This window comes from Streptomyces sp. NPDC050759, from assembly GCF_044456945.1.
Classification (GTDB): Bacteria; Actinomycetota; Actinomycetes; order Streptomycetales; family Streptomycetaceae; genus Streptomyces.
Window position 1 is genome coordinate 86,283 of the sequence record NZ_JBITGI010000023.1, and the last position, 25,998, is coordinate 112,280.

At 68.7% G+C, this 25,998-nt stretch carries 29 protein-coding genes and 1 tRNA gene; 10 read left to right on the top strand and 20 right to left on the bottom strand.

The genetic code is table 11. From position 1 onward, the window contains the following. Window positions 1–57 precede the first annotated feature (57 nt). On the top strand, window positions 58–1,392 hold the full coding sequence (locus ACIBJB_RS42540) for an SGNH/GDSL hydrolase family protein (protein WP_398939408.1): 1,335 nt from the start codon (window positions 58–60) through the stop codon (window positions 1,390–1,392). Between the two features lie 167 nt (window positions 1,393–1,559). On the opposite strand, the gene ACIBJB_RS42545 is transcribed toward ACIBJB_RS42540, so the two are convergent. Genes ACIBJB_RS42545 through ACIBJB_RS42560 form a run of 4 tightly spaced genes read right to left on the bottom strand, consistent with a single transcriptional unit; the run spans window position 1,560 to window position 4,994 of the window. Further along, window positions 1,560–2,372, bottom strand: coding sequence for a DUF1707 domain-containing protein (locus ACIBJB_RS42545; protein WP_398939409.1), 813 nt, complete (start codon window positions 2,370–2,372; stop codon window positions 1,560–1,562). Window positions 2,373–2,405: 33 nt separating this feature from the next. Next, on the bottom strand, window positions 2,406–3,377 hold the full coding sequence (locus tag ACIBJB_RS42550; protein WP_398939410.1) for an ATP-binding cassette domain-containing protein: 972 nt from the start codon (window positions 3,375–3,377) through the stop codon (window positions 2,406–2,408). A gap of 2 nt (window positions 3,378–3,379) precedes the next feature. Beyond that, window positions 3,380–4,201 carry an ABC transporter permease gene (locus tag ACIBJB_RS42555; RefSeq protein ID WP_398939411.1) on the bottom strand — a complete coding sequence of 274 codons (822 nt, stop codon included), beginning with the start codon at window positions 4,199–4,201 and terminating at the stop codon, window positions 3,380–3,382. Then, window positions 4,194–4,994, bottom strand: coding sequence for an ABC transporter permease (locus ACIBJB_RS42560; protein WP_398939481.1), 801 nt, complete (start codon window positions 4,992–4,994; stop codon window positions 4,194–4,196). The genes ACIBJB_RS42555 and ACIBJB_RS42560 overlap by 8 nt, the downstream gene beginning before the upstream one ends. Window positions 4,995–5,197: 203 nt before the next feature. Between ACIBJB_RS42560 and ACIBJB_RS42565 the strand changes: the two genes are divergently transcribed. Beyond that, a complete protein-coding gene (locus tag ACIBJB_RS42565) occupies window positions 5,198–7,612 on the top strand; it encodes a transglycosylase domain-containing protein (protein WP_398939412.1) in 2,415 nt (804 codons plus the stop codon). 63 nt (window positions 7,613–7,675) lie between these two features. Here the strand turns inward: ACIBJB_RS42565 and ACIBJB_RS42570 are convergent, their stop codons facing one another. Both ACIBJB_RS42570 and ACIBJB_RS42575 read right to left on the bottom strand, forming a co-directional pair. Next, a complete protein-coding gene (locus tag ACIBJB_RS42570; RefSeq protein ID WP_123761009.1) occupies window positions 7,676–8,026 on the bottom strand; it encodes a co-chaperone GroES in 351 nt (116 codons plus the stop codon). A 44-nt stretch (window positions 8,027–8,070) separates the two neighbouring features. Further along, complete coding sequence (locus tag ACIBJB_RS42575; RefSeq protein ID WP_398939414.1) at window positions 8,071–8,400, bottom strand: DUF3618 domain-containing protein; 330 nt, start codon at window positions 8,398–8,400, stop codon at window positions 8,071–8,073. Between the two features lie 93 nt (window positions 8,401–8,493). Between ACIBJB_RS42575 and bcp the strand changes: the two genes are divergently transcribed. The 4 genes from bcp to ACIBJB_RS42595 all read left to right on the top strand — a co-directional run bounded on the left by bcp (window position 8,494) and on the right by ACIBJB_RS42595 (window position 10,523). Further along, window positions 8,494–8,961: a thioredoxin-dependent thiol peroxidase gene (bcp, locus tag ACIBJB_RS42580; RefSeq protein WP_398939418.1), complete on the top strand. Its 468-nt coding sequence runs from the start codon at window positions 8,494–8,496 to the stop codon at window positions 8,959–8,961. Between the two features lie 141 nt (window positions 8,962–9,102). Next, window positions 9,103–9,756, top strand: coding sequence for an HNH endonuclease signature motif containing protein (locus ACIBJB_RS42585; protein WP_398939420.1), 654 nt, complete (start codon window positions 9,103–9,105; stop codon window positions 9,754–9,756). Then, a complete protein-coding gene (locus tag ACIBJB_RS42590) occupies window positions 9,753–10,427 on the top strand; it encodes an HNH endonuclease (protein WP_398939422.1) in 675 nt (224 codons plus the stop codon). Before ACIBJB_RS42585 ends, ACIBJB_RS42590 begins: the two co-directional genes overlap by 4 nt. A 13-nt stretch (window positions 10,428–10,440) precedes the next feature. Continuing rightward, a tRNA-Leu gene (locus tag ACIBJB_RS42595) sits at window positions 10,441–10,523 on the top strand. A gap of 47 nt (window positions 10,524–10,570) precedes the next feature. On the opposite strand, the gene rdgB is transcribed toward ACIBJB_RS42595, so the two are convergent. The 4 genes from rdgB to ACIBJB_RS42615 form a co-directional block, all read right to left on the bottom strand. Further along, window positions 10,571–11,173 carry an RdgB/HAM1 family non-canonical purine NTP pyrophosphatase gene (rdgB, locus tag ACIBJB_RS42600; RefSeq protein ID WP_398939424.1) on the bottom strand — a complete coding sequence of 201 codons (603 nt, stop codon included), beginning with the start codon at window positions 11,171–11,173 and terminating at the stop codon, window positions 10,571–10,573. Between the two features lie 22 nt (window positions 11,174–11,195). After that, window positions 11,196–11,600 (bottom strand): hypothetical protein, encoded by a 405-nt coding sequence (locus ACIBJB_RS42605; RefSeq protein ID WP_398939425.1) that lies wholly within the window; start codon window positions 11,598–11,600, stop codon window positions 11,196–11,198. A gap of 146 nt (window positions 11,601–11,746) precedes the next feature. Further along, complete coding sequence (gene rph, locus ACIBJB_RS42610; RefSeq protein ID WP_398939426.1) at window positions 11,747–12,484, bottom strand: ribonuclease PH; 738 nt, start codon at window positions 12,482–12,484, stop codon at window positions 11,747–11,749. A gap of 96 nt (window positions 12,485–12,580) precedes the next feature. Then, window positions 12,581–12,814: a glucose PTS transporter subunit EIIB gene (locus tag ACIBJB_RS42615; protein ID WP_398939428.1), complete on the bottom strand. Its 234-nt coding sequence runs from the start codon at window positions 12,812–12,814 to the stop codon at window positions 12,581–12,583. A 317-nt stretch (window positions 12,815–13,131) separates the two neighbouring features. Here ACIBJB_RS42615 and ACIBJB_RS42620 point away from each other — a divergent pair, with 317 nt between their 5' ends. Continuing rightward, window positions 13,132–14,397 carry a PTS transporter subunit EIIC gene (locus ACIBJB_RS42620; RefSeq protein ID WP_398939430.1) on the top strand — a complete coding sequence of 422 codons (1,266 nt, stop codon included), beginning with the start codon at window positions 13,132–13,134 and terminating at the stop codon, window positions 14,395–14,397. Between the two features lie 67 nt (window positions 14,398–14,464). Here ACIBJB_RS42620 and ACIBJB_RS42625 read toward each other — a convergent pair whose 3' ends face one another. After that, on the bottom strand, window positions 14,465–15,217 hold the full coding sequence (locus tag ACIBJB_RS42625; protein WP_398939432.1) for an MBL fold metallo-hydrolase: 753 nt from the start codon (window positions 15,215–15,217) through the stop codon (window positions 14,465–14,467). A gap of 234 nt (window positions 15,218–15,451) precedes the next feature. Between ACIBJB_RS42625 and ACIBJB_RS42630 the strand changes: the two genes are divergently transcribed. Then, window positions 15,452–15,901 carry a type II toxin-antitoxin system PemK/MazF family toxin gene (locus tag ACIBJB_RS42630; RefSeq protein ID WP_398939433.1) on the top strand — a complete coding sequence of 150 codons (450 nt, stop codon included), beginning with the start codon at window positions 15,452–15,454 and terminating at the stop codon, window positions 15,899–15,901. A gap of 4 nt (window positions 15,902–15,905) precedes the next feature. Here the strand turns inward: ACIBJB_RS42630 and ACIBJB_RS42635 are convergent, their stop codons facing one another. The 7 genes from ACIBJB_RS42635 to clpS form a co-directional block, all read right to left on the bottom strand. Then, the gene (locus ACIBJB_RS42635) at window positions 15,906–16,856 is read right to left on the bottom strand and encodes a PLP-dependent cysteine synthase family protein (RefSeq protein ID WP_398939435.1); all 951 of its coding nucleotides are present in this window, start codon (window positions 16,854–16,856) and stop codon (window positions 15,906–15,908) included. A gap of 6 nt (window positions 16,857–16,862) precedes the next feature. Then, entirely contained in the window at window positions 16,863–17,141 is a 279-nt protein-coding gene (locus ACIBJB_RS42640; protein WP_398939437.1) for a MoaD/ThiS family protein, read from the bottom strand. Between the two features lie 88 nt (window positions 17,142–17,229). Continuing rightward, window positions 17,230–17,325: a putative leader peptide gene (locus ACIBJB_RS42645; RefSeq protein ID WP_020940333.1), complete on the bottom strand. Its 96-nt coding sequence runs from the start codon at window positions 17,323–17,325 to the stop codon at window positions 17,230–17,232. 79 nt (window positions 17,326–17,404) lie between these two features. Beyond that, entirely contained in the window at window positions 17,405–17,827 is a 423-nt protein-coding gene (locus ACIBJB_RS42650; protein WP_398939440.1) for a Mov34/MPN/PAD-1 family protein, read from the bottom strand. A gap of 71 nt (window positions 17,828–17,898) precedes the next feature. Next, a complete protein-coding gene (locus tag ACIBJB_RS42655; protein WP_398939442.1) occupies window positions 17,899–19,344 on the bottom strand; it encodes an amino acid permease in 1,446 nt (481 codons plus the stop codon). 342 nt (window positions 19,345–19,686) lie between these two features. Further along, window positions 19,687–20,289, bottom strand: a complete 603-nt coding sequence (locus ACIBJB_RS42660) for a DUF2017 domain-containing protein (RefSeq protein WP_398939443.1) — start codon at window positions 20,287–20,289, stop codon at window positions 19,687–19,689. Window positions 20,290–20,544: 255 nt separating this feature from the next. Continuing rightward, entirely contained in the window at window positions 20,545–20,862 is a 318-nt protein-coding gene (gene clpS / locus ACIBJB_RS42665) for an ATP-dependent Clp protease adapter ClpS (RefSeq protein WP_007382360.1), read from the bottom strand. Between the two features lie 57 nt (window positions 20,863–20,919). On the opposite strand from clpS, the gene ACIBJB_RS42670 reads away from it, so the two are divergent. Then, window positions 20,920–22,266: a nicotinate phosphoribosyltransferase gene (locus tag ACIBJB_RS42670; RefSeq protein ID WP_398939444.1), complete on the top strand. Its 1,347-nt coding sequence runs from the start codon at window positions 20,920–20,922 to the stop codon at window positions 22,264–22,266. A 75-nt stretch (window positions 22,267–22,341) separates the two neighbouring features. Continuing rightward, window positions 22,342–22,929, top strand: coding sequence for an isochorismatase family protein (locus tag ACIBJB_RS42675; protein WP_398939445.1), 588 nt, complete (start codon window positions 22,342–22,344; stop codon window positions 22,927–22,929). Between the two features lie 17 nt (window positions 22,930–22,946). Here ACIBJB_RS42675 and ACIBJB_RS42680 read toward each other — a convergent pair whose 3' ends face one another. Then, window positions 22,947–23,291 (bottom strand): hypothetical protein, encoded by a 345-nt coding sequence (locus tag ACIBJB_RS42680; protein ID WP_398939446.1) that lies wholly within the window; start codon window positions 23,289–23,291, stop codon window positions 22,947–22,949. Window positions 23,292–23,404: 113 nt separating this feature from the next. After that, complete coding sequence (locus ACIBJB_RS42685) at window positions 23,405–25,759, bottom strand: immune inhibitor A domain-containing protein (RefSeq protein WP_398939447.1); 2,355 nt, start codon at window positions 25,757–25,759, stop codon at window positions 23,405–23,407. Between the last annotated feature and the right edge of the window lie 239 nt (window positions 25,760–25,998).

The window sequence follows — 25,998 nt, forward strand, 5'->3', positions numbered from 1 at the left end:
CATGAGGTGATCAGATCGGAGCCCCGGGCTCCCATCGCCCTAGGAGAACAGCACCACATGACTCGGCGTCATGGTTACGCCCTGCTTGCCGCGATCATCGCCGTGATCGTGGCCATGTCCACCGCCATCTACGTCGGAGTGGCGGCCGACACCGGCACCAGGGACCGCACCTCACTGTCCGGCTCCCGACCCGCACGCCCCTCCGCCGCACCCGCCTCCGCCGGAGTCTGGGTCGGCACCTGGTCCGCCTCCCCGGTCGGCGCCGAGCCCGGCACCCAGGCCGAAGGCATGACCGGCCGCTCCGTCCGCAACGTCGTCCACGCCGCCGTCGGCGGTACGAGTGCCCGCGTCACGCTGTCCAATCTCTACGGCCGGACCACGCTGACCATCACACACGCCTCGATCGCCCTCGCCGCCGGCACGAAGACCGCCGCCGCGCGCGCCGGAACCATGCGGCCGCTCACGTTCGCCGGCAACACCACCGTCGTCATCGCGGCAGGCCGGCAAGTACTCAGCGACGCCGCCGCCCTGGCCGTCCCGGCGGACAGCGACGTCCTCGTCACCACCTACTCCCCCAGCCTGTCCGGGCCGGTCACCTACCACCCGACGGCACGGCAGACGTCGTACGCCGGCGAGGGCGACCTCACCGAGGACGAGACCGGGACGGCGTACACCGAACAGGTCGACCGCTGGCGGTATCTCACCGCGCTGGACGTGCTCAGCGGCGAGGCCGACGGCACGGTGGTCGCCTTCGGCGACTCGCTGACCGACGGCAAGAACTCCACCGCCGACGCGAACGCCCGCTGGCCCGACTACCTGAACCGGCGCCTGCGCACCGCGCTCGCCGCCGGCCGGGACCTGCCCCGCTACAGCGTCGTCAACGCGGGGATCGGCGGCAACCGGGTCCTCTCGGACGCCCGTGGCCGTCCCCTGGAGAACCAGGCGGGCATCCGCCGCTTCCGGCGGGACGTGCTGGACCGCCCCAACGTCAAGATCGTGGTCATCGACCTCGGCATCAACGACCTCCTCCGCACCCCCGGCACCGCCGACCCCCAGAAGGTCCTCACCGGCCTGCGCGACCTGGTCCGCCAGGCCCACGCCCGCGGCATCAAGGTCGTCGGCGCGACCCTCATGCCCGTCGGCAGGCGCACGACCTGGACGGAGGCCCGCGAGGGCGTCCGCCAGACCATCAACGCGGAGATCCGTTCGGGCAGGGTCTACGACGCGGTGGTCGACTTCGACAAGGCACTGAGGGATCCCTACGACCCCCGCAGGCTCCGCGCGATGTACGACTCGGGGGACCGGCTCCACCCGAACGACAAGGGGTACGAGCGGATGGCGGATGCCTTCGACCTGGAGTACCTGAAGGGATCGACGGCGGCACGTTTGTGACTGCGGGCCGGTGGGGGCTGGTCGCGCAGTTCCCCGCGCCCCCAAACGGCTGGGTGCAGCCAGGCATGCTTCGACTGCACCCACTCAGGGGCGCGGGGCTGTGACATCAGCGGCTCCGCCGCGGGGCGCGACCAGCCACAACTCACCCGCACCCGCCCACCGACAGCTCAGTCCTCACCCCGTCGGCGCCGGCCCCGCATCATGTCGTGGTGTCCCCCGATCATCCGCCGATGCGCGTCGCGGACATCCCGGACCGACTCCCTCAGCTCCCGAGCAGCCTCCCGGCGATCCAGCCGCTGCTGCCGCCGCTCCTCACGGAGCCGCTGCCGCTCGGCCCTCGTCGGCTTCCGTTCGACCCCGACCCCGCCCCAGAACGCGAACCCGGTCACGACCACCCGAGGCGCCCCCGGCTCCCCCGGGACACCCTGCTCGCGGTGGTCGAACCCGCCCATGATCCCGATCCCCCGCACCACGACCTCGACCCCGGGCGGCACGATCACCTGTACCCCGCCCATGATCGCGACACAGTTGATCTCGACCTCGCCGTCGGCGAAGTTCGCCTCCCGCAGATCGAGCTCACCACCGCCCCAGAAGGCGAAGCAGTTGAACCGCCGGGGCACGGTCCACCGCCCCCTGCGCTGGAACCCGGACATCACGGCGACGGCCCACGTGGACGAGCCCTCACCGCCGACGATCCGGGACGCCCAACTCCCGTCCGGCTCAGGCCGCTTCAGCATGTCGACCTTGGGAACGGCCACCTGGCCGACCGGAAGATCCCGGGTGATCGGCGCGAGTTCGCCGTACGTCCGCGCCTTGTACGTCGCGTCCAGCCGTTCCTCGAACTCCTCCATGTCGAGCCGCCCCTCCGCGAGGGCGTCCCGCAGGACCTCGGCGACTCGCTCACGATCGGCGTCGGAGGCACGCAGCTCTGGGCCGGGGGGCCTGGGGGGTGTCCCCCCAGAAGACACAGCGTCGGTCATGTACAGCAGCCTACGAGTTACCTCACCCCACGGCTACGACACCGCTTTCTCCGCTTCTCCGGCATACATTTTCGCGATCACCGCCTCGATGTCCGGCTCCCGCACCGACAGATCCACCAGCGGATACTCCGCCGCGACCCGCGCCACCAGCGGCGCCGCCGACTCGGACGCCGGGAACGCCAGCCACTGCCGCGGCCCCTCCACCTTCACCACGCGCGCGCCCGGCGCCTCGATCGGCGGCAACTCCCGCTCCAGGTCCACCACTAGGGTGCGCTCGCTCTCGCCCACCTCGTGGAGACCGGCGAGGGGACCGTCGTACATCAGGCGCCCGTGGTCGATGACCATCACGCGCGAGCAGAGCTGCTCGATGTCCTGGAGGTCGTGCGTGGTCAGCAGGACCGTCGTGCCGCGCTCGGTGTTCAACTCCCGCAGGAATCCGCGCACCTTGGCCTTGGAGATGACGTCGAGTCCGATGGTCGGCTCGTCCAGGTACAGCACCTCGGGGTCGTGCAACAGGGCCGCCGCGATGTCACCCCGCATCCGCTGGCCCAGCGACAGCTGTCGTACCGGGACGTCCAACAGGTCGGCCAGTTCGAGGAGTTCGACACAGCGGTCGAGGTTCTCGCGGTAACGGGCGTCCGGGATGCGGTACATGCGGTGCATCAGCTTGTAGGAGTCGATCAGCGGGAGATCCCACCACAGGGTCGTGCGCTGGCCGAAGACCACGCCGATGCGGTGGGCGAGCTTCGTCCTCTCCCGGGACGGGTCGATCCCCGCCACCCGCAGCCGACCACCGCTCGGGGTCAGGATGCCCGTCAGCATCTTGATCGTCGTCGACTTGCCGGCGCCGTTCGGGCCGATGTACCCGACCATCTCGCCGCGCGCCACGCTGAAGGAGATCGAGTCGACCGCCCGCACCTGGCGCCGCTCCCGTTTCAGGAAGCCGGTCTTCTTGCGCACGTCGAAGACCTTCTCGACGCGGTCCAGTTCAATGAAGGCGTCCATCGCTAACTCCCGGTACTCCGATACGACCCGAGCCCCGCCCGCCACGCGAGCCCGGCCAGCGCACAGCACGCCACCGCCACCAGCGGCGACGCGAAGACCGCCCACTGCGGCAGATCCAGCGGGTACGGACGGTCCAACACATAAGAGACCGGCACCCAGTTGACGAAGGCGAGGGGCAGCATGAACGTCACCCCACGCACGAAGTCCTTCCCGAACACCGTCGGCGGGTACTGCAGCAGGGTCGTACCGCCGTACGTGAACGCGTTCTGCACCTCGGAGGCGTCCTGCGCGAAGATCTGGAAGGCCGCGCCCGCCACGAACACCGCGCTGAAGATCACCGCGCCGCTGACCAGCATCACCGGCACCAGCAGCACCTTCGCCACGCTCCAGTCGACGTCGACCGAAGCCAGCGCCCACACCAGCACCACCGTGCCCTGGATGATCCGGCCCAGGCGGCGCACCGCGAAATGGTCCGCCCCGATCTGTGCGAGCACCGGTGCCGGCCGCACCAGCAGGATGTCGAAGGAGCCGTCACGGATCCGGCCGCCCAGCACGTCCATCGAGCCGAGCACCAGGTCGGCGATGCCGAAGGCGGTCACCGAGAGGCCGTAGAGGAAGGCGATCTCGGGCAGGCCCCAGCCGCCCAGCGAGTCGACCTGCGAGAACATCAGCAGGATCCCGACGAAGTCCAGGCAGGTCATCAGCAGGTTGCCGAACATGGTGACGACGAAGGAGGTGCGGTAGGTCATGGCGGACCGCACCCACATGCCCGCGATCAGCCAGTAGGCCCGCACACCCTCACCCAGACGGGACGTCTCAGCCACCCTGCACCACCACCCGCCGCGTCGCCGCCGACTGCAGCAGCCGCCCGGCCGCCAGCAGCACCACCGCCCACGTCGCCTGGAAGGCGTACGCCCCGAGCGGATCCGTCTCCCCCATCAGCACGTCCGCCGGCACCTGGAGCTGCGCCGCCCACGGCAGCGCCTGCACGATGTCGCCCAGCACCCCGGGGAAGGCGTTGAGGGGGAACACGATGCCCGAGCAGAAGACGCCCGTGATCATCACCGCCTGCATGATGCCCATGCCGTCCATGAGCCAGAACACGCTCAGGGCGGCCAGATAGCGGATCCCGAAGCTGACGACCATCGCGAGCAGCAGCGCCACGAACAGGGCCGCCCAGGACATGACGTCGGTGGGCAGCGCCATCGGGAAGAACAGCGCGCCGAAGGTGAAGGGGATCACGCCGCGGCCCACCAGCTGGAACAGGGACCGGCCCAAGTCGCTCGCCAGCCACCACAGTTGGAGATCGGCCGGCCGGTACAGATCGACCGCGATCTCACCCGTGCGGATCCGCTCGATCACGTCCTTCTCGGCACCGCCGCCCTGGATGGCCAGCGTCGAGTACAGGCACTGCCCCAGCCATACGTAGGTGACCGCCTGCGCCTGGTCGTAGCCCCCGAGATGGGGCTTCTCGTCCCACAGCGCGAGATAGGTGTAGACGAGGATCACACCGAAGACGGTGTTGGTGAACACCCCTGCGAGCGTGGCCGCGCGATATGTCGCATACCGTCTGAATCCCCCCGCCGCGACGGCCGCGTACAACCGCCAGGAACCCACATCCACAGCCCTCCTCGGCCCGCCGGCACCAAAGCGCAGGAGCCTAGTGCGCAGGTGACGAGGCGGGCCACCCATTTTTCCCGGGGAGACGCGCGCCATATCCGGGAACGGAACGCACGGTGCGAGAGTCTTCAAGAGGGGACGCAGAAGGCGTACGAGGGCGTACGGGAACGTACGAGGCGAAACAGGAGTCCGTGCACGACATGAGCGACCAGCCGCAGCAGCCCACCGAGGGCTGGGCACCGAGCAACCCACAAGCGGCTGAAGAGCCCGGCGGGAAGAAGAAGGCCAAGCGGCCCAAGCGCACCGGATGGCGACGGGTGATCCCGACCTGGCGCATGGTGCTGGGCACCTTCGTCCTCGGGCTGATCGTCCTGGCCGGCCTGTTCTTCCTCGGCTACTCCATGGTCAAGATCCCGCCGGCCAACGCGCTCGCCACCAAGCAGTCCAACGTCTACCTCTACGCCGACGGCAGCCAGCTCGCCCGCGACGGCGAGGTCAACCGCGAGAACGTCTCCCTCGCACAGATCTCCAAGGACGCCCAGCACGCCGTACTGGCCGCCGAGGACCGCGACTTCTACAGCGAGTCCGCGATCGACCCCAAGGCCATGCTCCGCGCCGGCTGGAACACCGCCACCGGCAAGGGCAAGCAGTCCGGCTCGACGATCACCCAGCAGTACGTGAAGAACTACTACCTGGCCCAGGAACAGACGGTCACCCGCAAGGCCAGGGAGTTCTTCATCTCGATCAAGCTGGACCGCACGCAGTCCAAGGACCAGATCCTCGAGGGCTACCTCAACACCAGCTACTTCGGCCGCAACGCGTACGGCATCCAGTCCGCCGCCCAGGCCTACTACGGCGTCGACGCCGACGACCTCGACCCGGCCCACGCTGCCTACCTCGCCGCGCTGGTCAACGCGCCGAGCGAGTACGACGTCGTCGCGCACCCCGAGAACAAGGCGGCGGCCGAGGCCCGCTGGAACTACGTCCTGGACGGCATGGTCAAGAAGGGCTGGCTGGCCCAGTCCGACCGCACCGGTCTGAAGTTCCCGATGCCGAAGGAGCAGACCGTCTCCACCGGCCTGTCCGGGCAGCGCGGATACATCGTGCAGGCGATCAAGGACTACCTCACCACCAACAAGATCGTCACCGCGGAGCAGCTGGAGGCCGGCGGCTACCGCATCACCACCACCCTGCAAAAGCCCAAGCAGGACGCCTTCGTCAAGGCCGTCAACGACCAGGTGATGAAGAAGCTCGACAAGAAGAACAACAAGGCCGACAACTACGTCCGCGCGGGCGGCGCCTCCGTCGACCCGAAGACCGGCAAGGTCGTCGCGATGTACGGCGGCATCGACTACGTCAAGCAGTACACGAACGGCGCGACCCGCGGCGACTTCCAGGTCGGCTCCATCTTCAAGCCCATCGTGTTCGCCTCGGCCGTCCAGAACGACTCCGAGACGCAGGACGGCCAGACCATCACCCCCAACACCTACTACGACGGCACCAACAAACGCCCGGTCGTCGGCTGGAACGGCGGCACCTACGCCCCCGAGAACGAGGACCAGGGCTCCTACGGCGAGATCACCGTCCGCGAGGCCACCGACAAGTCCGTCAACTCGGTGTACGCACAGATGGCCGTCGACGTCGGCGCCGACAAGGTCAAGCAGACCGCGATCGACCTGGGCATCCCCTCCGACACCCCGGACCTGACGGGGACACCCTCGATCGCTCTCGGCGTGAACACCGCGAGCGTCCTCGACATGGCGGAGGCCTACGCCACCCTCGCCAACCACGGCCGGCACGGCACGTACACGATGATCGAAAAGATCACCAAGGACGGCGCGGAGACCGTCGAGCTGCCCCAGAAGAAGACCGAGCAGGCCGTCAGCCGCGAGGCCGCCGACACCACCACCTCGATCCTGCAGAGCGTCGTCGAGAACGGCACCGCCACCGCCGCCCAGGCCGCCGGCCGCCCCGCCGCCGGCAAGACCGGCACCGCCGAGGAGGACACCGCGGCCTGGTTCGCCGGCTACACCCCCGAACTCGCCACGGTCGTCTCCGTCATGGGCCAGGACCCGGTGACCGCCGCCCACAAGTCGCTCTACAACACGATGGGCCTGGAGCGCGTCAACGGCGGCGGGCCGCCCGCCGAGATCTGGGCGCAGTACACCAAGGCCGCCCTCAAGGGGAAGCCGGTCACCGACTTCGACCTCGAGCTCCAGCCGGGCGCCGAGGTCCAGGCCCCGAGCAGCCAGGCCCCGGTCGACCCGACCACGGGCGGCCAGGACGACGGCGGCGCCACCGGCGACACCACCGGCGGCGAGGAGACCCCGGGCCAGACCGAGGGCCAGACCCAGGGCCAGGACAACGGCGGCGCGACCACGACCGGCGGCGACACCACGACGGGCGGCACGACCGACGGCGGCACGACCACCGGCGGCGGTACGACCGACGGGGGCACGACGACCGGCGGGACCACGGGGGGCACCACGAACGGCGGCGGCACTAACGGCGGCGGCACGACCGGTGACACGACCGGGGGAACCACCGGAGACACACCGAGCGGCGGGGCGACGACGGAGGGCGCGGGCCTGGTGACCACGTCCAGACGGGACTGACCGCCCCGCGACAGGGCGAAAGGGGCCGGTGACGAAGGTCACCGGCCCCTCTCGGACTGCTGTCTACAGGTACAGGCCCGTCGAGTCCTCGGAACCCTCGAACCGGTCGGCCGCCACGGCGTGCAGATCACGCTCACGCATCAGGACGTAACCGGTCCCGCGCACCTCGACCTCGGCCCGGTCCTCGGGGTCGTACAGCACCCGGTCACCGGGCTCCACGGTCCGTACGTTCTGCCCCACGGCGACCACCTCGGCCCAGGCCAGCCGGCGTCCGACGGCCGCGGTGGCGGGAATGAGGATGCCGCCGCCCGACCGCCGCTCGCCCTCACCGTTCTCCTGCCGCACCAGTACACGGTCGTGCAGCATCCGGATGGGCAGCTTGTCGTGCGGGGTGTCGTTTCTCTTCGCGCTCACGCCACTGAACCTACCTGTCCTCGGCGCCCGTGTACGCGGCCGGGTCAGCCCTTGCGACGCCGGGTTCCCAGGGCGAGCAGCCCCACGAGTCCCACAGCGACGAGGGCGACGGGCACGACGCGCTCCAGCCGGGGCGCGCCCTTCTCGTCCACGAACTGGGCTTTCACGTCCGTGACGGCCTTGTTGACGGAGACGTACGCCCGCCCGAGCGTGTGGTCGATGTTGGAGACGACTTTGGCCTTGGCGTCGCCGACGATCGTCTTCGGGTGCACCCGCACCCCGATCTCGTCGAGGGTATCGGCCAGCAACTCGCGGCGGCGCTTGATGTCCGCCTCGATCTGCGCCGGGGTTCTGATGTCCGACGTGTCCGCCACGGTGGGGCCTCCGGGGTCGCTGCTACGTGTCCTGGACAGTCTGTCAGTTCCGACCGCGACCGCACTGTCAGGACCCCCGGTTACGCTGACCCAATGAGCGAGCGACTCCAGCCCGGGGACGTGGCCCCCGCCTTCACCCTGCCCGACGCCGACGGCAACGACGTGTCCCTCTCCGCCCACAAGGGCCGCAAGGTCATCGTCTACTTCTACCCGGCGGCCCTGACCCCGGGCTGCACGAAGCAGGCCTGCGACTTCACCGACAACCTGGAGGTGCTGGCCGGCGCGGGGTACGACGTCCTCGGCATCTCCCCGGACGCCCCGGAGAAACTGGCGAAGTTCCGCGACAAGGAATCCCTGAAGGTCACGCTCCTGGCCGACCCGGAGAAGACCGTGACCGAGGCCTACGGCGCCTACGGCGAGAAGAAGAACTACGGCAAGACCTACATGGGCGTCATCCGCTCCACGATCATCGTGGACGAGCAGGGCAAGGTCGAACGGGCCCTGTACAACGTCCGCGCGACGGGCCACGTGGCGAAGATCATCAAGGACCTGGGTATCTGAGCCTCCGCATTTCCCTCGCCGAAGCGGCTCGCACCGGAATGCCGGGTGCGAGCCGCTTTACGTTTCGGGCGTGACTGTCGGATAAGCGGTTCGTTACTCCGTACGAGGCCGCGAACATGCGGTCGGGAACGGAGGGGTTCAGTGGGTGCCAGTGCGTACACCAAGGAGCGGCTGGAGGAGGCGGCTCGGGGGGCTCGGACGTTGTCGGAGGCGCTTGGGAGGTTGGGGGTGGATCCGCGGAGTTCGACTCGCCGCTACATCCTCGACCGGATGAAGAAACTGGGGGTGGATGCCTCCCACTTCGAGCGGGAGGGGGTGAAGTGGACGCGGGAGGTGCTGGAGCAGGCGGTAGCTTCCTCCACGAACATGTGCGACGTGCTGCGTCAGCTCGGGCTGGAGGTGGTCGGCGGGCACCATACGCACATCAGTCGACGGATCAAGGCGTACGGGATCGACACGTCGCACTTCCGGTTGCCGACGCAGCGAGGCAAACCGCGGCGCCCACGGACTTCGGAGGGAGTACTCGTCGAACAGCCGCTGGCAGAAGCCCGGCGCATCCCGAGTGACCGACTCCGATGGGCGATGACGACCGTAGGGGTGCAGGAGCGGTGCGCGCTCTGCGGTACGGAAGCGATGTGGCGGGGTCGTCCGCTCCCGCTGGAGGTCGACCACATCGACGGCAACTGGCGCGATAACCGGATCGAGAACCTGCGCTTCCTCTGTCCCAACTGCCACTCCACCACGGACAGCTATCGAGGCCGCGGAAAGGGGCGCGTCAGGGGGGATGCCCGATGAGCGGCGGTGTGCAATACACACGCGAGCGACTGGCAGAAGCAGCCGCACAATGCTCCGACATCGACGAGGTCATCGCCTACTTTGGAACACGGCCGTACGCCAATCTCCGCCGCCATCTTTTCCGGCGCTTCGACCACTTCGGGATCGACGTCACCCACATGGCGCGCAGGACCCGGGGCAAGGAGCCGACGAGGCCGACAACCCACGAATTGCGGCAGGCGGTCGAGGGGGCGACATCCATCGCTGGCGCTCTGCGCTCACTGAGCATGGCCCCGTACAGCAGCCTGACACGCATGCTGCTGCGCCAGTGGGTCGCCGAAGACGACCTCGACACATCCCACTTCCTGGGACAGGCACATCAGCGCGGAGGGTCGGGGCCGACCCCACCCAAACCCGCCGAGGACATCCTCGTCCAGCACAACGGCCAGCGCCGGACCCGAACTCACCTGCTGCGGCGCGCACTTCACGAAGTTGGCGTCCCCGAAGAATGCTGGGAGTGCGGAATCGGCCCCGAGTGGCTCGGAAAGCCGATGACGCTTGAAGTTGACCACGTCAACGGGGACTGGCGCGATGACCGCCGCGAGAACCTGCGGTTACTGTGCCCCAACTGTCACGCGATCACCAGTACCTGGTGCCGAGGTGGGAATAGACGGGCAGCTCGTCCCCGGTAGCATGGGCGGGCAGGCGGCCGTTGCTGAATGGTATAAGCAGAGGTTTTAGGTGCCTCGGGGCGTTTGCCCATGTGGGTTCGAATCCCATCGGCCGCACACTGTGAGGGGCCGTCCGTCCAGGATGGCCCCTCCGTTCGTACTGGTCAGCCCAACAACTCCCGCACCACCGGCACCAGCGCCCGAAACGCCTTCCCCCGATGGCTGATCGCGTTCTTCTCGTCCGCACTCATCTCGGCGCACGTCCGCGTCTCCCCCTCCGGCTGGAGGATCGGGTCGTAACCGAAGCCGTTCGTGCCGACAGGGGTGTGGCGGAGGATGCCGCCCAGTTGGCCCTCGACCACCCTCTCCGTGCCGTCCGGCAGTGCCAGGGCCGCCGCGCAGGCGAAGTGGGCGCCGCGGTGTTCGTCGGCGATGTCCGACAGTTGGGCCAACAGCAGTGTCAGGTTGGCCTTGTCGTCGCCGTGGGTTCCCGACCAGCGGGCCGAGAAGATTCCCGGGGCGCCGTTGAGGACGTCTACGCAGAGGCCCGAGTCGTCGGCGATCGCGGGCAGGCCCGTTGCCTGGGCCAAGGCGTGGGCCTTCAGCAAGGCGTTCTCGGCGAACGTCACGCCGGTTTCCTTGACGTCGGGGATCTCGGGGTACGCGTCCGCGCCGACGAGGTCGAAGGGCAGGCCTGCGTCGGCGAGGATCGCGTGGAGTTCGGTGATTTTCCCGGCGTTGCGGGTGGCGAGGATCAGGCGGGTCATGCCCACCAGTATCCAGCCGGTGTCAGGGGGTGCAGACCTTCGTCAACTCGCCTGCCGCGTCGGTGATCGGGCTCAGGTCCGGCGTCTCGTCGCCGTTCTTGACCGCCGTACGGACGTTGGTGACGGCCTCGTTGAGGTTGTCGACCGCCTGGTTGACGTCGGCGTTGTCGGTCTTGTCGCCGATCTCGTCGAGGTTCTGGTCGATGGAGGTGAGCGCATCGTCGATCCGGGTGGGGTCGTTCGACGCGTTCTCCACGGCCTGCTGGAGGTCGGTGACGCTGTCGGCGACCGCCTCGGCGGTCTGGACGCAGTCCAGTGCCTTGCTGACGGCGTCGCAGCCGGTGGTGAGGCCGACCGTGAGTCCTACGGCGGCCACCGCGGCGGCGATGGTGATACGGCGACTACGGCGGCGTCGGCTCGCGGCCATGGATCTGTTACCTCCCTGTGGCAGGCCTCAGGAGGCCCCCGTTGACTGGCCGGGCGCCCGTTGTGCACAGCGGGCGCCCGTACTCCCGAAGACGCCGGGGCGGCCGGTCGGGTTGCGTGCGTCGGCCACCGTTCTTGGCGGTCCCTTTACCTTTCGAGGACCGTATCAAGCGCCTTGCTCTGCAGGACAGCGAGTTCCGAGCAGCCCGACACGGCGAGGTCGAGGAGGGAGTTGAGCTCGTCGCGGGCGAAGGGTTCGGCCTCGGCGGTGCCCTGGACCTCGACGAAGCGGCCGTCGCCGGTGCAGACGACGTTCATGTCGGTGTCGGCGCGGACGTCCTCCTCGTAGCAGAGGTCGAGGAGGGGTACTCCGCCGACGATTCCGACGGAGACCGCGCTCACGGTTCCGGTGAGCGGCTGGCGGCCGGCCTTGACGAGCTTCTTGCCCTGGGCCCAGGCGACGGCGTCGGCCAGGGCGACGTAGGCGCCGGTGATGGCGGCGGTGCGGGTGCCGCCGTCGGCCTGGAGGACGTCGCAGTCGAGGACGATGGTGTTCTCGCCGAGTGCCTTGTAGTCGATGACCGCGCGCAGGGAGCGGCCGATGAGGCGGCTGATCTCGTGCGTACGGCCGCCGATCCTGCCGCGGACGGACTCGCGGTCGCCGCGGGTGTTGGTGGCGCGGGGCAGCATGGAGTACTCGGCGGTGACCCAGCCTTCGCCGCTGCCCTTGCGCCAGCGGGGGACGCCTTCGCTGACGGTGGCGGTGCAGAAGACCTTCGTGTCGCCGAAGGAGACGAGGACGGAGCCCTCGGCGTGCTTGCTCCAGCCGCGTTCGATGGTGATCGGGCGGAGTTGTTCGGGGGTGCGGCCGTCGATTCGAGACATGGCGTTGAGCCTAGCCGTACCTGCGGAAGGGGCTCCTCCCCCGGCGGGAAGAGCCCCTCACGAGTGAGTTTCAGTCGCTCACAGCATGTCCTTCGCTCACATCATGTCCTCGATGTCCGCGGCGATGGGGTCGGCGTCGGTGCCGATGACGACCTGGATGGCGGTGCCCATCTTGACGACGCCGTGGGCGCCGGCGGCCTTGAGGGCGGCTTCGTCGACCTTGCCGGGGTCGATGACCTCGGTGCGGAGGCGGGTGATGCAGCCTTCGATCTCTTCGATGTTGTCGATACCGCCGAGCCCGGCGACGATCTTCTCAGCCTTGGTGGCCATGTCGGTCTCCTCATGCACAGTTGGCCCAACTTAGTGAGCGTAACTGGTCTACACCACCCGACAGGGGGCCGCCAACCCGTGAGGGGTGGGCCCTCGGACAGCCGCCCGGGGGCCATTCGCGATGCCCGCGGTCGAGCACGGTGCGTGATGGTTCCGTCACGGGAACAACGGGTTCCTTATCTGGCCTTCATCATGCTAGAACAGGTCTACACCACTGAGTGGTGTAGACCATAGACGCTGCCGTCCCTCTCCCTTGTCCCCGGGCGGCGCCCCGCCCTCCCCCGGCCCTCGTCCGGGAGGATCCCCAGGAGGAAGTCATGACCACGGCCAGCGCCGCTCCCGCGGCCGAGAAGAAGAAGGGCGCCGGTGTGATGGCGGTGCTGCAGCGCATCGGCCGCAGCCTGATGCTGCCGGTGGCCGTCCTGCCCGCCGCCGCCCTCCTGGTGCGCCTGGGCAACGACGACATGCTCGGACGCCCGTCCTTCCCGACCTTCTTCACGAAGATAGCGGGGTTCATGGCGGCGGGCGGCAACGCGATTCTCGACAACATGGCGCTGCTGTTCGCCGTGGGCATCGCGATCGGTTTCGCCAAGAAGTCGGACGGCTCGACGGCGCTCGCCGCGGTCGTCGGCTACCTGGTGTTCAAGAACGTGCTGGCCACGTTCACGGACAAGAACCTGCCGAAGGTGGCCACGGCCGTCGACGGCAAGGTCGTCATGGTCGACGCGCCGGTGGACGCCAAGGTCCTCGGCGGTGTGGTGATGGGCCTCGTGGTCGCACTGCTCTACCAGCGCTTCTACCGCACCAAGCTGCCGGACTGGGCGGGCTTCTTCGGCGGCCGCCGCCTGGTGCCGATCCTGTCGGCCTTCGCGGGCCTGCTCATCGGCATCGTCTTCGGCTACATCTGGCCGGTCCTCGGCACGGGTCTGCACAACTTCGGTGAGTGGCTGGTCGGTTCGGGCGCCGTCGGCGCCGGCATCTTCGGTGTCGCGAACCGCGCGCTGATCCCGATCGGTATGCACCACCTGCTGAACTCGTTCCCGTGGTTCCAGGCGGGCGACTACCACGGCAAGAGCGGTGACATCGGGCGCTTCCTGGCCGGTGACCCGACCGCCGGCCAGTTCATGACCGGCTTCTTCCCGATCATGATGTTCGGTCTGCCGGCCGCGTGCCTGGCGATCGTGCATTGCGCCCGCCCCGAGCGCCGCAAGGTCATCGGCGGCATGATGTTCTCGATCGCGCTGACCTCGTTCTTCACGGGTGTGACCGAGCCGATCGAGTTCACGTTCATGTTCATCGCGCCGGTCCTGTACGCGATCCACGCGGTCCTCACGGGTGTCTCCATGGCGTTGACCTGGTCGCTCGGCATGAAGGACGGTTTCGGTTTCTCTGCCGGCGCGATCGACTTCGGTCTGAACCTCGGTATCGCGACCAATCCGTGGGGCCTGGTCCTGGTGGGCCTGTGCTTCGGGGTGGTCTACTACGTCGTCTTCCGCTTCGCGATCATCAAGTTCAATCTCCCGACGCCGGGCCGCGAGTCCGACGAGGAACTCGCGGAACTCCAGAAGGCGGAGGCGAAGTAAGGCTCTCCCGCAGCATGAAGGCCCCGGAACCTGCGAGGTTCCGGGGCCTTCGGGCACGTACAGGGCGCTAGATCTCGTACGACAGTCTCGGCGCCGCCAGTTCCACCGGGCCGTCGAAGGCCGTGCGTGCGTCGGCGAGGTTGACCTGGGGGTCGGTCCACGGGGGGATGTGGGTGAGGACCAGGCGGCGGGCGCCTGCGCGGGCCGCCGTCTCACCCGCCTCGCGGCCGTTGAGGTGCAGGTCGGGAATGTTCTCCTTGCCGTGCGTGAAGGCCGCCTCGCACAGGAACAGGTCGGTGTCGCGGGCGAGTTCGGTCAGGGCGGGGCTGAGGCCCGTGTCGCCGGAGTACGTCAGGGACTTCCCGCCGTGTTCGACGCGGATGCCGTACGCCTCCACCGGGTGCGCCACTCGCTCCGTGTGGACCGTGAACGGGCCGATGTCGAAGGTGGACGGCTTGACCGTGTGGAAGTCGAAGACCTCGCTCATGGAGGAGGCGGTGGGGGTGTCGGCGTAGGCCGTGGTGAGGCGGTGTTCGGTGCCTTCGGGGCCGTAGACAGGGATGGGGTCGCAGCGGCCGCCGTCGTGGCGGTAGTAGCGCGCGACGAAGTACGCGCACATGTCGATGCAGTGGTCGGCGTGCAGATGACTGAGGAAGATCGCGTCGAGGTCGTAGAGACCGCAGTGGCGCTGCAGCTCGCCAAGGGCACCGTTGCCCATGTCGAGAAGCAGCCGGAAGCCGTCGGCCTCGACGAGGTAGCTCGAGCAGGCCGATTCCGCGGACGGGAACGACCCCGAGCAGCCGACGACGGTGAGCTTCATAAAACAGAAACCTCCGCTGGCGGGAACTTTTCCGGGATGGAGACGGGGGTCGTGCGGTCCGTCGAGCGTAAGGCGCAAAACCTCCGGTCGCTCCTCCGCCAAGGGCTGTTGTGGGCGAACTCACCTGTGGTGTCACCGGTTCGGCTGGACCCGCGGCGCGTGGGGAGTGTGACCGCGCTTACGGCTTGCGCAGAGGGCGCGCGGGCCTGATCGCGCGCCGGTAACGTCGTCCTCATGGACACGTCCTGGTGGCTCGCGCTCGCGGCGGTGGTACTGCTGGCGCTGGTCGCCACGCTCGTGGACGGCTGGGGCCGGGGGCGCCGGCCGAAGGGGCGCGCGGACCGGGTCGGCCGTCCGTCCGGGCGGACCGTGGTGCGGCCGCGGCCCGCGGAGATCTGGTGGGCGAGCGTGCCGTACGAGGACGGGCCCGGGGGCAAGGACCGGCCCTGTCTGGTGCTCGCGGTGCACGGGAGGCGGGCGACCGTCGCGAAGATCACCAGCAAGTACCACGACGAGCGGTCCGGGGTGATCCCGCTGCCGCCGGGTGCCGTCGGGGACGCGCAGGGGCGGGCGAGTTTCCTGGAGACCGACGAGCTGCGGGCGGTGCCGGTGGGGGACTTCAGGCGGAAGGTGGGGGTGGTGGACCCGGTCCTGTGGGACCAGGTCCGTCACCTGGCGACGTAGAACGTCACGCCCAGAGCTGCCCCTGCAGTGTCTCGATCGCTTCCTCCGTCGTGGCCGCCGTGTAGACGCCCGTCGAGAGGTACTTCCAGCCGCCGTCGGCCACGACGAAGACGATGTCCGCGCTCTCGCCGGCCTTCACGGCCTTGTTGCCGACGCCGATCGCCGCGTGCAGGGCGGCGCCCGTGGAGACGCCCGCGAAGATGCCCTCCTGCTGGAGGAGCTCGCGGGTGCGGGTGACCGCGTCCGCCGAGCCGACGGAGAAGCGGGTGGTGAGGACGGAGGCGTCGTACAGCTCGGGTACGAAGCCCTCGTCGAGGTTGCGCAGGCCGTACACCAGGTCGTCGTAGCGCGGTTCGGCGGCGACGATCTTCACGTCCGGCCGGTGCTCGCGCAGGAAGCGGCCGACGCCCATCAGGGTGCCGGTGGTGCCGAGACCCGCGACGAAGTGGGTGACCGAGGGGAGGTCGGCGAGGATCTCCGGGCCGGTGGTCGCGTAGTGGGCGCCCGCGTTGTCGGGGTTGCCGTACTGGTAGAGCATCACCCAGTCGGGGTGCTCGGCGGACAGCTCCTTGGCGACCCGTACGGCGGTGTTGGAGCCGCCCGCGGCCGGGGACGGGATGATCTCGGCGCCCCACATGGCGAGCAGTTCGCGGCGTTCCTGCGAGGTGTTCTCGGGCATCACGCACACCATGCGGTAGCCCTTGAGCTTGGCGGCCATCGCGAGGGAGATGCCGGTGTTGCCGGAGGTGGGCTCCAGGATGGTGCAGCCGGGTGTGAGGCGGCCGTCCTTCTCCGCCTGCTCGATCATGTGCAGGGCGGGGCGGTCCTTGACCGAGCCGGTCGGGTTGCGGTCCTCGAGCTTGGCCCAGATGCGGACGTCGGCGGACGGCGAGAGCCGCGGCAGGCGCACCAGAGGGGTGTTGCCCACCGCGGCCAGCGGGGAGTCGTAACGCATCGACGATCAGGCCATGCCGCCGGCCACGGCCGGCAGGATCGTGACGTTGTCGCCGTCGGTGAGCTTGGTGTTGATGCCGTCGAGGAAGCGGACGTCCTCGTCGTTCAGGTAGACGTTGACGAAGCGGCGCAGCTCGCCGCCGTCCACGATGCGGGCCTGGACGCCCGCGTGCCGGGTCTCGAGGTCGGAGAAGAGCTCGGCGAGGGTGTTCCCGTTGCCCTGCACCGCCTTCTGGCCGTCGGTGTAGGTGCGGAGGATGGTCGGGATGCGGACCTCGATGGCCATGGTGCGGGCTCCTGTCGGAAAGTGGTCTGGTCGGTGGGCGCACGGCGAACGCGCGCCGCGGCTCACGGCCGTACGGCGGCAGGGAAGGTCAACAGATGGCGCTGTTCAGCCTGCACAGGTCGACGTGCAGGCGCGCCACGAGCAGGATGCCCGGCGTCTTCTCGCTCACGTCGTTCAGAACCATGGGCTCATCGTATCGATTCCCGGTCCGGGTCCCGGAGTGTGATCTCGCATACTGGATGGTTCCCGACCGGATCGCGAGATCAGTAGGCCTCGACGACCGTGACCTCCTCCTCGGTTACCTCCCCCTCGACGATCCGGTAGGAGCGGAACTGGAAGTCGCCGAGGCCGTCGGTGTCCGCCGTCGAGACCAGGACGTAGTGGGCGCCGGGTTCGTTGGCGTAGGAGATGTCCGTGCGGGACGGGTAGGCCTCGGTCGCGGTGTGGGAGTGGTAGATGACCACCGGCTCCTCGTCGCGGTCGTCCATCTCGCGGTAGAGCTTGAGCAGGTCGCCGGAGTCGAACTCGTAGAACGTGGGCGACATGGCGGCGTTGAGCATGGGGATGAAGCGCTCGGGGCGGTCCGCCCCGGCCGGTCCCGCGACGACTCCGCACGCCTCGTCGGGGTGGTCCTTGCGCGCGTGCGCGACGATCTGGTCGACGAGGGCCTGGGTGATGGTCAGCATGGTGGTCAGGATAAGCAGAAGGGCTGCCCGGTACCGAGGAGTGGTACGGGGCAGCCCATATGCCGGACTCTCTATCCGGAAACCTTGTCGAACTCCGGCTCCCGCCGGTCCGTGATCTGCGGGTTCCGGGTCTTCAGTACGGCCCAGCCGATCCCCAGCGCGGCGGCCCATCCGGCCATCACGTACAGGCAGACGCGGGAGTCGGCGTCGTACGCGATCAGGCAGGTCACGAAGAGCAGGAACACGATGGCGATCCAGCTGCCGACCGAGCCGCCCGGCGCCGGGAAGGAGGAGGCGGGCAGCCGGCCTGCCACGACCTCGCGGCGGTAGCGCACATGGCTGACCAGGATCATCAGCCAGGTCCAGATGCCGGCCGCGGTCGCGACGGAGACGACGTACCCGAAGGCCTTCTCCGGTACGACGTAGTTCAGCACCACGCCGATGCCCATGAAGAGCACGGAGACCGTGATGGCCAGCGCCGGGGTGCGGGTGACGGAGAGCTTGTTGAAGGCCTGCGGGGCCTCGCCGCTGTCGGCCAGGGTGCGCAGCATGCGGCCCGTGGAGTACATGCCGGAGTTGCAGGAGGACAGCGCCGCGGTGAGGACGACGAAGTTCACGATGCCCGCGCCCGCCGGGATGCCGATCACGGCGAAGGCCTTCACGAAGGGGCTGACGCCGGCCGCGAACTCGGTCCACTTCACCACGCACAGGATGACGGTGAGGGCACCGACGTAGAAGAGACCGATGCGCCAGGGCAGGGTGTTGATCGCCTTGGGGAGGGTCTTCTCGGGGTTCTCGGACTCACCGGCGGTCACGCCGACCAGTTCGACGGCGAGGTAGGCGAACATCACGCCCTGCAGGGTCATCAGGGACGAGCCGATGCCCTTGGGGAAGAAGCCGTCGAAGGCCCAGAGGTTGGAGACCGCGGCGGTGTCGCCGGCCGCGCTGAAGCCGAAGGTGAGGACACCGAGACCGATCACGATCATGCCGATGAGGGCGGTGACCTTGATCATCGAGAACCAGAACTCGATCTCGCCGAACAGCTTCACCGAGATCAGGTTCGCCACGAACAGGACGACCAGGAAGACCAGGGCCGTCGTCCACTGCGGGACGGCCGGGAACCAGTAGTTGACGTAGATCGCGGCGGCGGTGAGTTCGGCCATACCGGTGACGACCCACAGCAGCCAGTACGTCCAGCCGGTGAAGTAGCCGAAGAACGGGCCGAGGAATTCGCGGGAGTACTCCGCGAAGGAACCGGAGACCGGGCGGTAGAGCAGCAGCTCGCCGAGTGCCCGCATGATGAAGAAGATGATCACGCCGGCGACGGCGTACATGAGGATGAGGCTCGGACCGGCCTTGGCGATGTTCGCCCCGGCGTTGAGGAAGAGGCCGACGCCGATGGCGCCGCCGATCGCGATCATCTGGACCTGGCGGCTGCCGAGTCCGCGCTCGTACCCCTCTTCGGAGGTCTTCTTGGAGCCTGAGCCCGTGCCTGTGTCGACCTGAGCGGAGGTCATGTCTGTGGTGCGCCTTTCTCCATACCGACCCGGGCCTTCGTCGGCCGCGGACCGGATCTCGATCCCCCCGGATTGATGGAGTGGTGCCTGGCCGGCGGTTGCCGACTCGGTGGCGCACCCGGCGGAACATACGGGTGGTGTTCGCCGGGCGGTCGTGAAGATTTATCACGGCCGCAACGTTGATCACCTGCGCGACATATGGCGCAGGTCACAGGAAGAAGGGGACAAACGGCGCCCGGCGTACGCGAAAGCCGTCAGCGCGGTGACGTGATCGTTATCCGGATTTGAGCGTCCTCTGAGCGAACACATCACCCTCAAAAGCGGGCACGAAACCGTCACATCTCATGGCATAAGGGTGGTCACGAGGGTCTCCTGGAGACCGCCCAGCCACAGGTACGCCATCACCATCGGCTTACGGGGGTCCTCGTCCGGGAGCCGGTAGAGGAGGTCGGTGTCCTCCTCGTCGGTGATGTCGAGGCGGGAGCCGATCGCGAGCCGCAGGTCGTTGAGGGCGCCGAGCCACTGCTGGGACTCACCGGTCGACAGCTTGAGGACCGCCCCGCCCTCGCCCGCGGAGTTCAGCGCGTCCAGGGAGCGGACCACCGCGAGGGCGTTCTCGCGCTTGCCGGTCCGCAGGTCGTTCTCGGTGTAGCGGCGGAACTCCGAGGAGTACGCCCGCTGTTCCTCGGCCTCCTTGGCCTGGGGAGTGCCCTCGGGGTCGCTGTAGGCGTCCGGGAACAGGCGCCTGAGCACCGGGTCGGACGGCGGCTCGCTCGGACCGTCGGCGAAGAGCTCGGCGAGGGGGTCGTCGGGGGCGTCCTCGGCGGGGCCCGGGCCGATGAGTTCCAGGAGCTGGACGGCCAGCGAGCGGATGATGGAGATCTCGACGTCGTCGAGGGCGACGGCCGCGCCGCCGCCGGGGAGCGGTTCGAAGGTTCCTGGCATGGGAGGTTTCCTCTGGATCAGGTTGGCAGTAGCGCCGAGTGCATCTTGGCCAACCCGAGCGGGGTCTGGTGCGTGCAGCTGCAAGGCGGAGGAGGGAGTCGACGCGGAGCGTCGGCGACGGACGACAACGCGGCAGATGTGCGTGCCAGACCCCGCGACGCCGAGCTGATCCAGAGGAGACCTCCCAAGGGCTTATCGCTACTTCCGGTCCTGCGGGCGGGTCGGGTTATTTCCGGTCCTGCGGGCGGGGGCGGGTCATTTGCGGTCCTGCTGGAGCGTGGCCCACAGACCGTAGCCGTGCATGGCCTGCACATCGCGCTCCATCTCCTCGCGGGATCCGCTGGAGACGACCGCCCGGCCCTTGTGGTGGACGTCGAGCATGAGCTTCGTGGCCTTGTCCTTCGAGTAGCCGAAGTACGTCTGGAAGACGTAGGTCACGTAGCTCATGAGGTTGACCGGGTCGTTGTGGACGATCGTGACCCAGGGGACGTCCGGCTCGGGGACGGCGAAGACCTCTTCCGCCGACTCGGTGCGTTCGATCTCTACGGGAGCGGGTGACGTCACACGGCCCATGCTGCCACGCACCGCACAAATCGTCACACTGACGCGAATGGGGGTACCATCCTCGTCATGAACACAGCGGACCTTGGGCTGCCGGTGGACGTTCCCTCGACGGCGCTCTTCACGGACCAGTACGAGCTGACGATGCTGCAGGCCGCGCTGAAGGCGGGTACCGCCGGGCGGCGCAGCGTCTTCGAGGTCTTCACCCGGCGGCTGCCGGAAGGGCGGCGCTACGGCGTCGTCGCGGGCACCGGCCGGGTGCTGGACGCGGTGGAGAACTTCCGCTTCGACGCGGACGTCCTCGGCTTCCTCCGGGAGCGGAACATCGTGGACGAGGAGACCCTGGACTGGCTCGCCTCCTATCGCTTCGGCGGCGACATCTGGGGCTACCCGGAGGGCGAGGTGTACTTCCCCGGCTCGCCGATCATGCGGGTGGAGGGCTCCTTCGCCGAGTGCGTGCTCCTGGAGACCGTCATCCTGTCGATCCTCAACCACGACTCCGCGATAGCCGCGGCCGCCTCCCGGATGTCCTCGGCGGCCGGCGACCGGCCGCTGATCGAGATGGGTGCCCGCCGCACCCACGAGCTGTCCGCCGTGGCCGCCTCCCGGGCCGCCTACGTCGGCGGCTTCGCCACCACCTCCGACCTCGCGGCCGGCTTCCGCTACGGCATCCCCACCGTGGGCACCTCCGCCCACGCCTTCACCCTGCTGCACGACCGCGAGCGGGACGCCTTCCAGGCCCAGGTGGAGTCGCTGGGTCGGGGCACCACTCTGCTCGTCGACACCTACGACGTCACCGAGGCCGTCCATACGGCCGTCGAGGTCGCCGGGCCCGAGCTGGGGGCCGTGCGCATCGACTCCGGGGACCTGCTCCTCGTCGCGCACCGGGTGCGGCAGCAGCTGGACGAGCTGGGCGCGAACCGCACCAGGATCATCGTCACCTCCGACCTCGACGAGTACGCCATCGCCTCGCTGGCCGTGGCCCCGGTGGACGCGTACGGGGTGGGCACCCAGCTGGTGACCGGGTCCGGGCATCCGACCGCCTCGATGGTCTACAAGCTGGTCGCGCGCGCCGAGTCGGACGATCCGAAGGCGCCGCTGATCCCGGTCGCGAAGAAGTCGTCCGGGGGCAAGAGCTCGGTCGGCGGGCGCAAGTGGGCGGCGCGCCGGCTGGACGCGGAGGGGGTCGCGGAGGCCGAGGTCGTGGGCACCGGGGCGGTTCCGCCCGCCCTCGCGGACCGGCAGCTGCTGGTGGAGCTGGTCAAGGGCGGCGAGGTCGTCGCGCGGGAGCCGCTGGACGTCGTACGGGACCGGCATGCCGCCGCCCGGGCCAACCTGCCGCTGTCGGCGACCCAGCTGTCGCGGGGAGAACCGGTCCTTCCGACGGAGTATGTCCAGGGGCGCTCGGGTAGCTAATGCGGGTGCGCCCTCCCGCGGTGCCGTCGAAGTCTCTAGGCTCGTAAGTTCACCCAACAGTCGAAGGACACCCACATGCGCCGCGCCTTGATCGTCGTTGACGTGCAGAACGACTTCTGCGAGGGAGGCAGTCTCGCGGTGGCCGGCGGTGCCGATGTGGCCGCCGCCGTCACCGAGCTGATCGGGCAGGCGGCGGGCTCCGGCTACCAGCATGTGGTGGCCACCCGCGACCACCACATCGCACCCGGCGGCCACTTCGCCGACAACCCCGACTTCGTGCACTCCTGGCCCGCGCACTGCGTCGCCGGGACCGAGGGGGTGGGGTTCCACCCGAACTTCGCGCCGGCCGTCGCCTCCGGGGCGGTCGACGCGGTCTTCGACAAGGGGGCGTACGCGGCGGCGTACAGCGGGTTCGAGGGGGCCGACGAGAACGGCGTGACGCTGGCCGACTGGCTGCGGGCGCGGGAGGTCTCCGAGGTCGACGTGGTCGGGATCGCCACGGACCACTGCGTACGGGCCACCGCGCTGGACGCGGCCCGGGAGGGCTTCCGTACCCACGTCCTCCTCGACCTCACCGCCGGGGTCGCCGAGACGACGACCGAGCGGGCGATCGAGGAGATGCGGGCGGCGGGCGTGGAGCTGTCCGGAAAGCCTGTCGTCTAGCCGTCGGAAACGGGCGCTCAGGCCGGTGCCGCCGGCCTCCTTATCAGTGACCTGATCGGATGCCACAGCTCCTGGACCAGCTCGGGACCGCCCACGACAGCGTTGTCAGGGGCCGTACGCCATATCAGGCCGTCCGGATGGTGGAGTACGGCCGTGATCTCGTCCGGGGTCGGGGGAGCGCCGTTGCCGCGCAGGTACACCGCGCGCAGACCCAGGTTGCGCAGCCTGGTCAGGGCGCGCGCCCGGTTCTGGGCGTGAACGAGTACCCGCACGCTGCCGCAGCCGTCGGTGGGCGGGCGGGGCAGGTTCAGCGCCACCACCACCCTGCCGTTCGGCAGCTTGCAGAAACCTCCTGCGGCCATGCGGTCACATCCCCGTGTGCGTCGGTGTCAATAAGGGAGCCACAGGACGCACCTAAACACGATCGGCGGCAACCCGCCAGGGGTTGCCGCCGATACGCTTCTGACCTGCTACTTTACTTCTTCTTGGCCGAAGGCCCGACCTGGAGCGTGATCGTCGAGCCGTTCAGGGGCTCCTTGACGATCTTGATCCGGGTGTCGGTGTCAGTGATGTTGACACCTGCGAACGGGTTCGACGTGTCGTAGTAGCTCGACGTGCCGTCGTCGAAGACCGGGACGCCCGGCTTGGACTTGATCTTCGTCGGGACGTCGGCGTTGTGGAGCGTGACCGAGTCCGTCGGGTACCAGCTGAAGGTGGAGTCGTAGGCCTGGATGCGGTTGCGCATCAGCGTGCCGTCGGACCACTTGAGCGCGGTCGGGTGGGAGTCGACCGGGAGGATCAGGCCCTCGCCGGGGTGCTGGCTGGTGTTGTCGTCGGCCTGGGAGGTGTCCCACTTCCAGATCAACAGGCCGTTCTGGTAGGCGTAGTGCTCCACCCAGTCCGGACGGGTCGTCGAGAAGCCGTAGTTGTACGGCCCGACCTTCAACACCTTGTCGTACGACACGTATTGGCGGTTCTCGGCGAGGTAGTACTGCGCGTAGTCGTCCGTGATCGAGGCGCCGATGCGGGAGAAGCCGTTTGCGGTCCAGGCGGTGTCCGCCGTCTCGGCGTTGTCGGAGAACAGGGTCGCGCCGTCGGCGGTCACCGTGATCTCGTCGGCCGTGAAGCCCTTCAGGGCGACCCCGCCGTCGGACTGGTAGCGGAAGCGCAGCTGGATGTTCTTGCCCGCGTAGGCGTCCAGCGGGAAGGTCAGCTTCTGGTGGGCGTCGACCGTGCCGGTGAGGGCGGGCTTGCCGCTGCCGTCCTTCGGGATGGCGGTGCCGTCGGCCAGAGTGCCGTCGATCGGCGTCCAGTTGGCGCCGTCGGTGGAGACCTCGGTGTAGAGGTAGTCGTAGTCCTGCTCGATGTCCCACCAGCCGTCGAGGGTCAGCGCCGCCGAGGACTTGCCGGTCAGGTCGAGCGGGCGGGTCAGGGTGTTGCGCAGGTCGTTGCCGCTGCCGCTCCACCACTGGGTGGCGCCCTGGGCCGGCGGGACCACCGGGGTGGTGACCGTCTTCTGCGGGAGCTGGACCACGAGCGCCTGCGGGTTCTTGGTGTTGTACTCCGCGACGCCCAGCTTGTGGCTGGACCGCTTGCCGGCGTTGGCCACGTCGTAGTCGAGCCAGCCCAGTTGGAGCTTGTCCCAGGCGTTCATGTCGCCGGGCAGGTCACCGATGGAGTCCTTGCCGGTGCCGAGCCAGGAGCCGGAGGACATCAACGTCCAGAAACCGGTGGAGTTCTCGCCGCCGCCGGAGGTGTCGTACTCGTCGGGCAGGCCCAGGTCGTGGCCGTACTCGTGGGCGAAGACGCCGAGTCCGCCGTTCTCCGGCTGGATGGTGTAGTCGCCGACCCAGACGCCGGTGTCGCCGATCTGGGTGCCGCCGAGCTTGTTGGTGTCCGGGCCGGTGGAGCCGGCGTCGGTGCCGAAGGCGTACCAGCGGTGGGCCCAGATGGCGTCCTCGCCCTGGGCGCCGCCGCCCGCGGACTCGTCCTCGCCGGCGTGCACGATCTGGAAGTGGTCGATGTAGCCGTCGGGCTCGTTGAAGTTGCCGTCGCCGTCGAAGTCGTAGCGGTCCCACTGGTCGAACTCGGCCAGTTCCGCGGCGATTTCGGCGGCCGAGTCACCGGCGGCCTCGCGCTGGGCGACCCAGGCGTTGACTCCGTCCTGCACGGCGTACCAGGCGCCGGTGGACGCCTTGTTGGAGCCGTAACGGGCCTCGTTGTAGGGGACCTTGACCCAGTCGGTCACTTCGCCGTCGACCGAGTAGCGGCCCGAGGACTGCTTCTCGTAGTACTTCTTCAGCGACTCGGTCTTCTTGCCGGTGCCGAAGTACAGGTCCTGGAAGTGCGCCTGGTTGTAGTCCGCCTGCCAGGCCGTGCTGTTGTTCTGCTTGCGGTCCGGCTTGGCTATCCGGTTGTGCAGCGGACCGGCCGTGCCGCCGTAGCGGGGGTCGACCTGGTCGCCGAACTCCACCAGGATGGTGAAGATCTTGTCGGTCTTCTCCCGGCCGAGTTCGACGTACTTGCTGTCGCCCTTGCGGCTCTTGAGCTCGACCACCTGGGAGCCGTTGCGGTTCTTCACCGTGGCGTTCCCGGATATGACCTGGTCGAGCGCCTCCTGGCGCTGCGCCTCCCTGGTCTTGGTCAGCGGGCCGTCGAAGTCGTGCTCCCTGGCCTTCGCCGGCTGCGGGTCGTTCCGGTCGACCGCGGAGGCCTTCGTGGACGTGCTGTCCGCGGCCTGCGCCACGGCGAACGTCGAGAACGTGGCCGAGGCGGCCGCGAGGGCGACGATGGTCGCCGCCGTCCTGAACGTCCAGGATCTGTCAGTCACTTGTGCCCCTCCCCTATCAAGGCAAGTGAGCCGTATTTGACTAAAGGTTGGGGAGAAAAGACAGATCTTGACTTGGACCCGTCAATTGCATTATTAGGAGCCGGTGTTCGTATTGCGGACACATGACGGCAACACGACAGGCGCGCACAGCCGTCCACTTGATGGACGCCATGACTCCGTGCGCCCCCTGTGCTCCGGCACTGTTGGTTAGGTCACGCTTACTGTTCGTTCCACTCGGG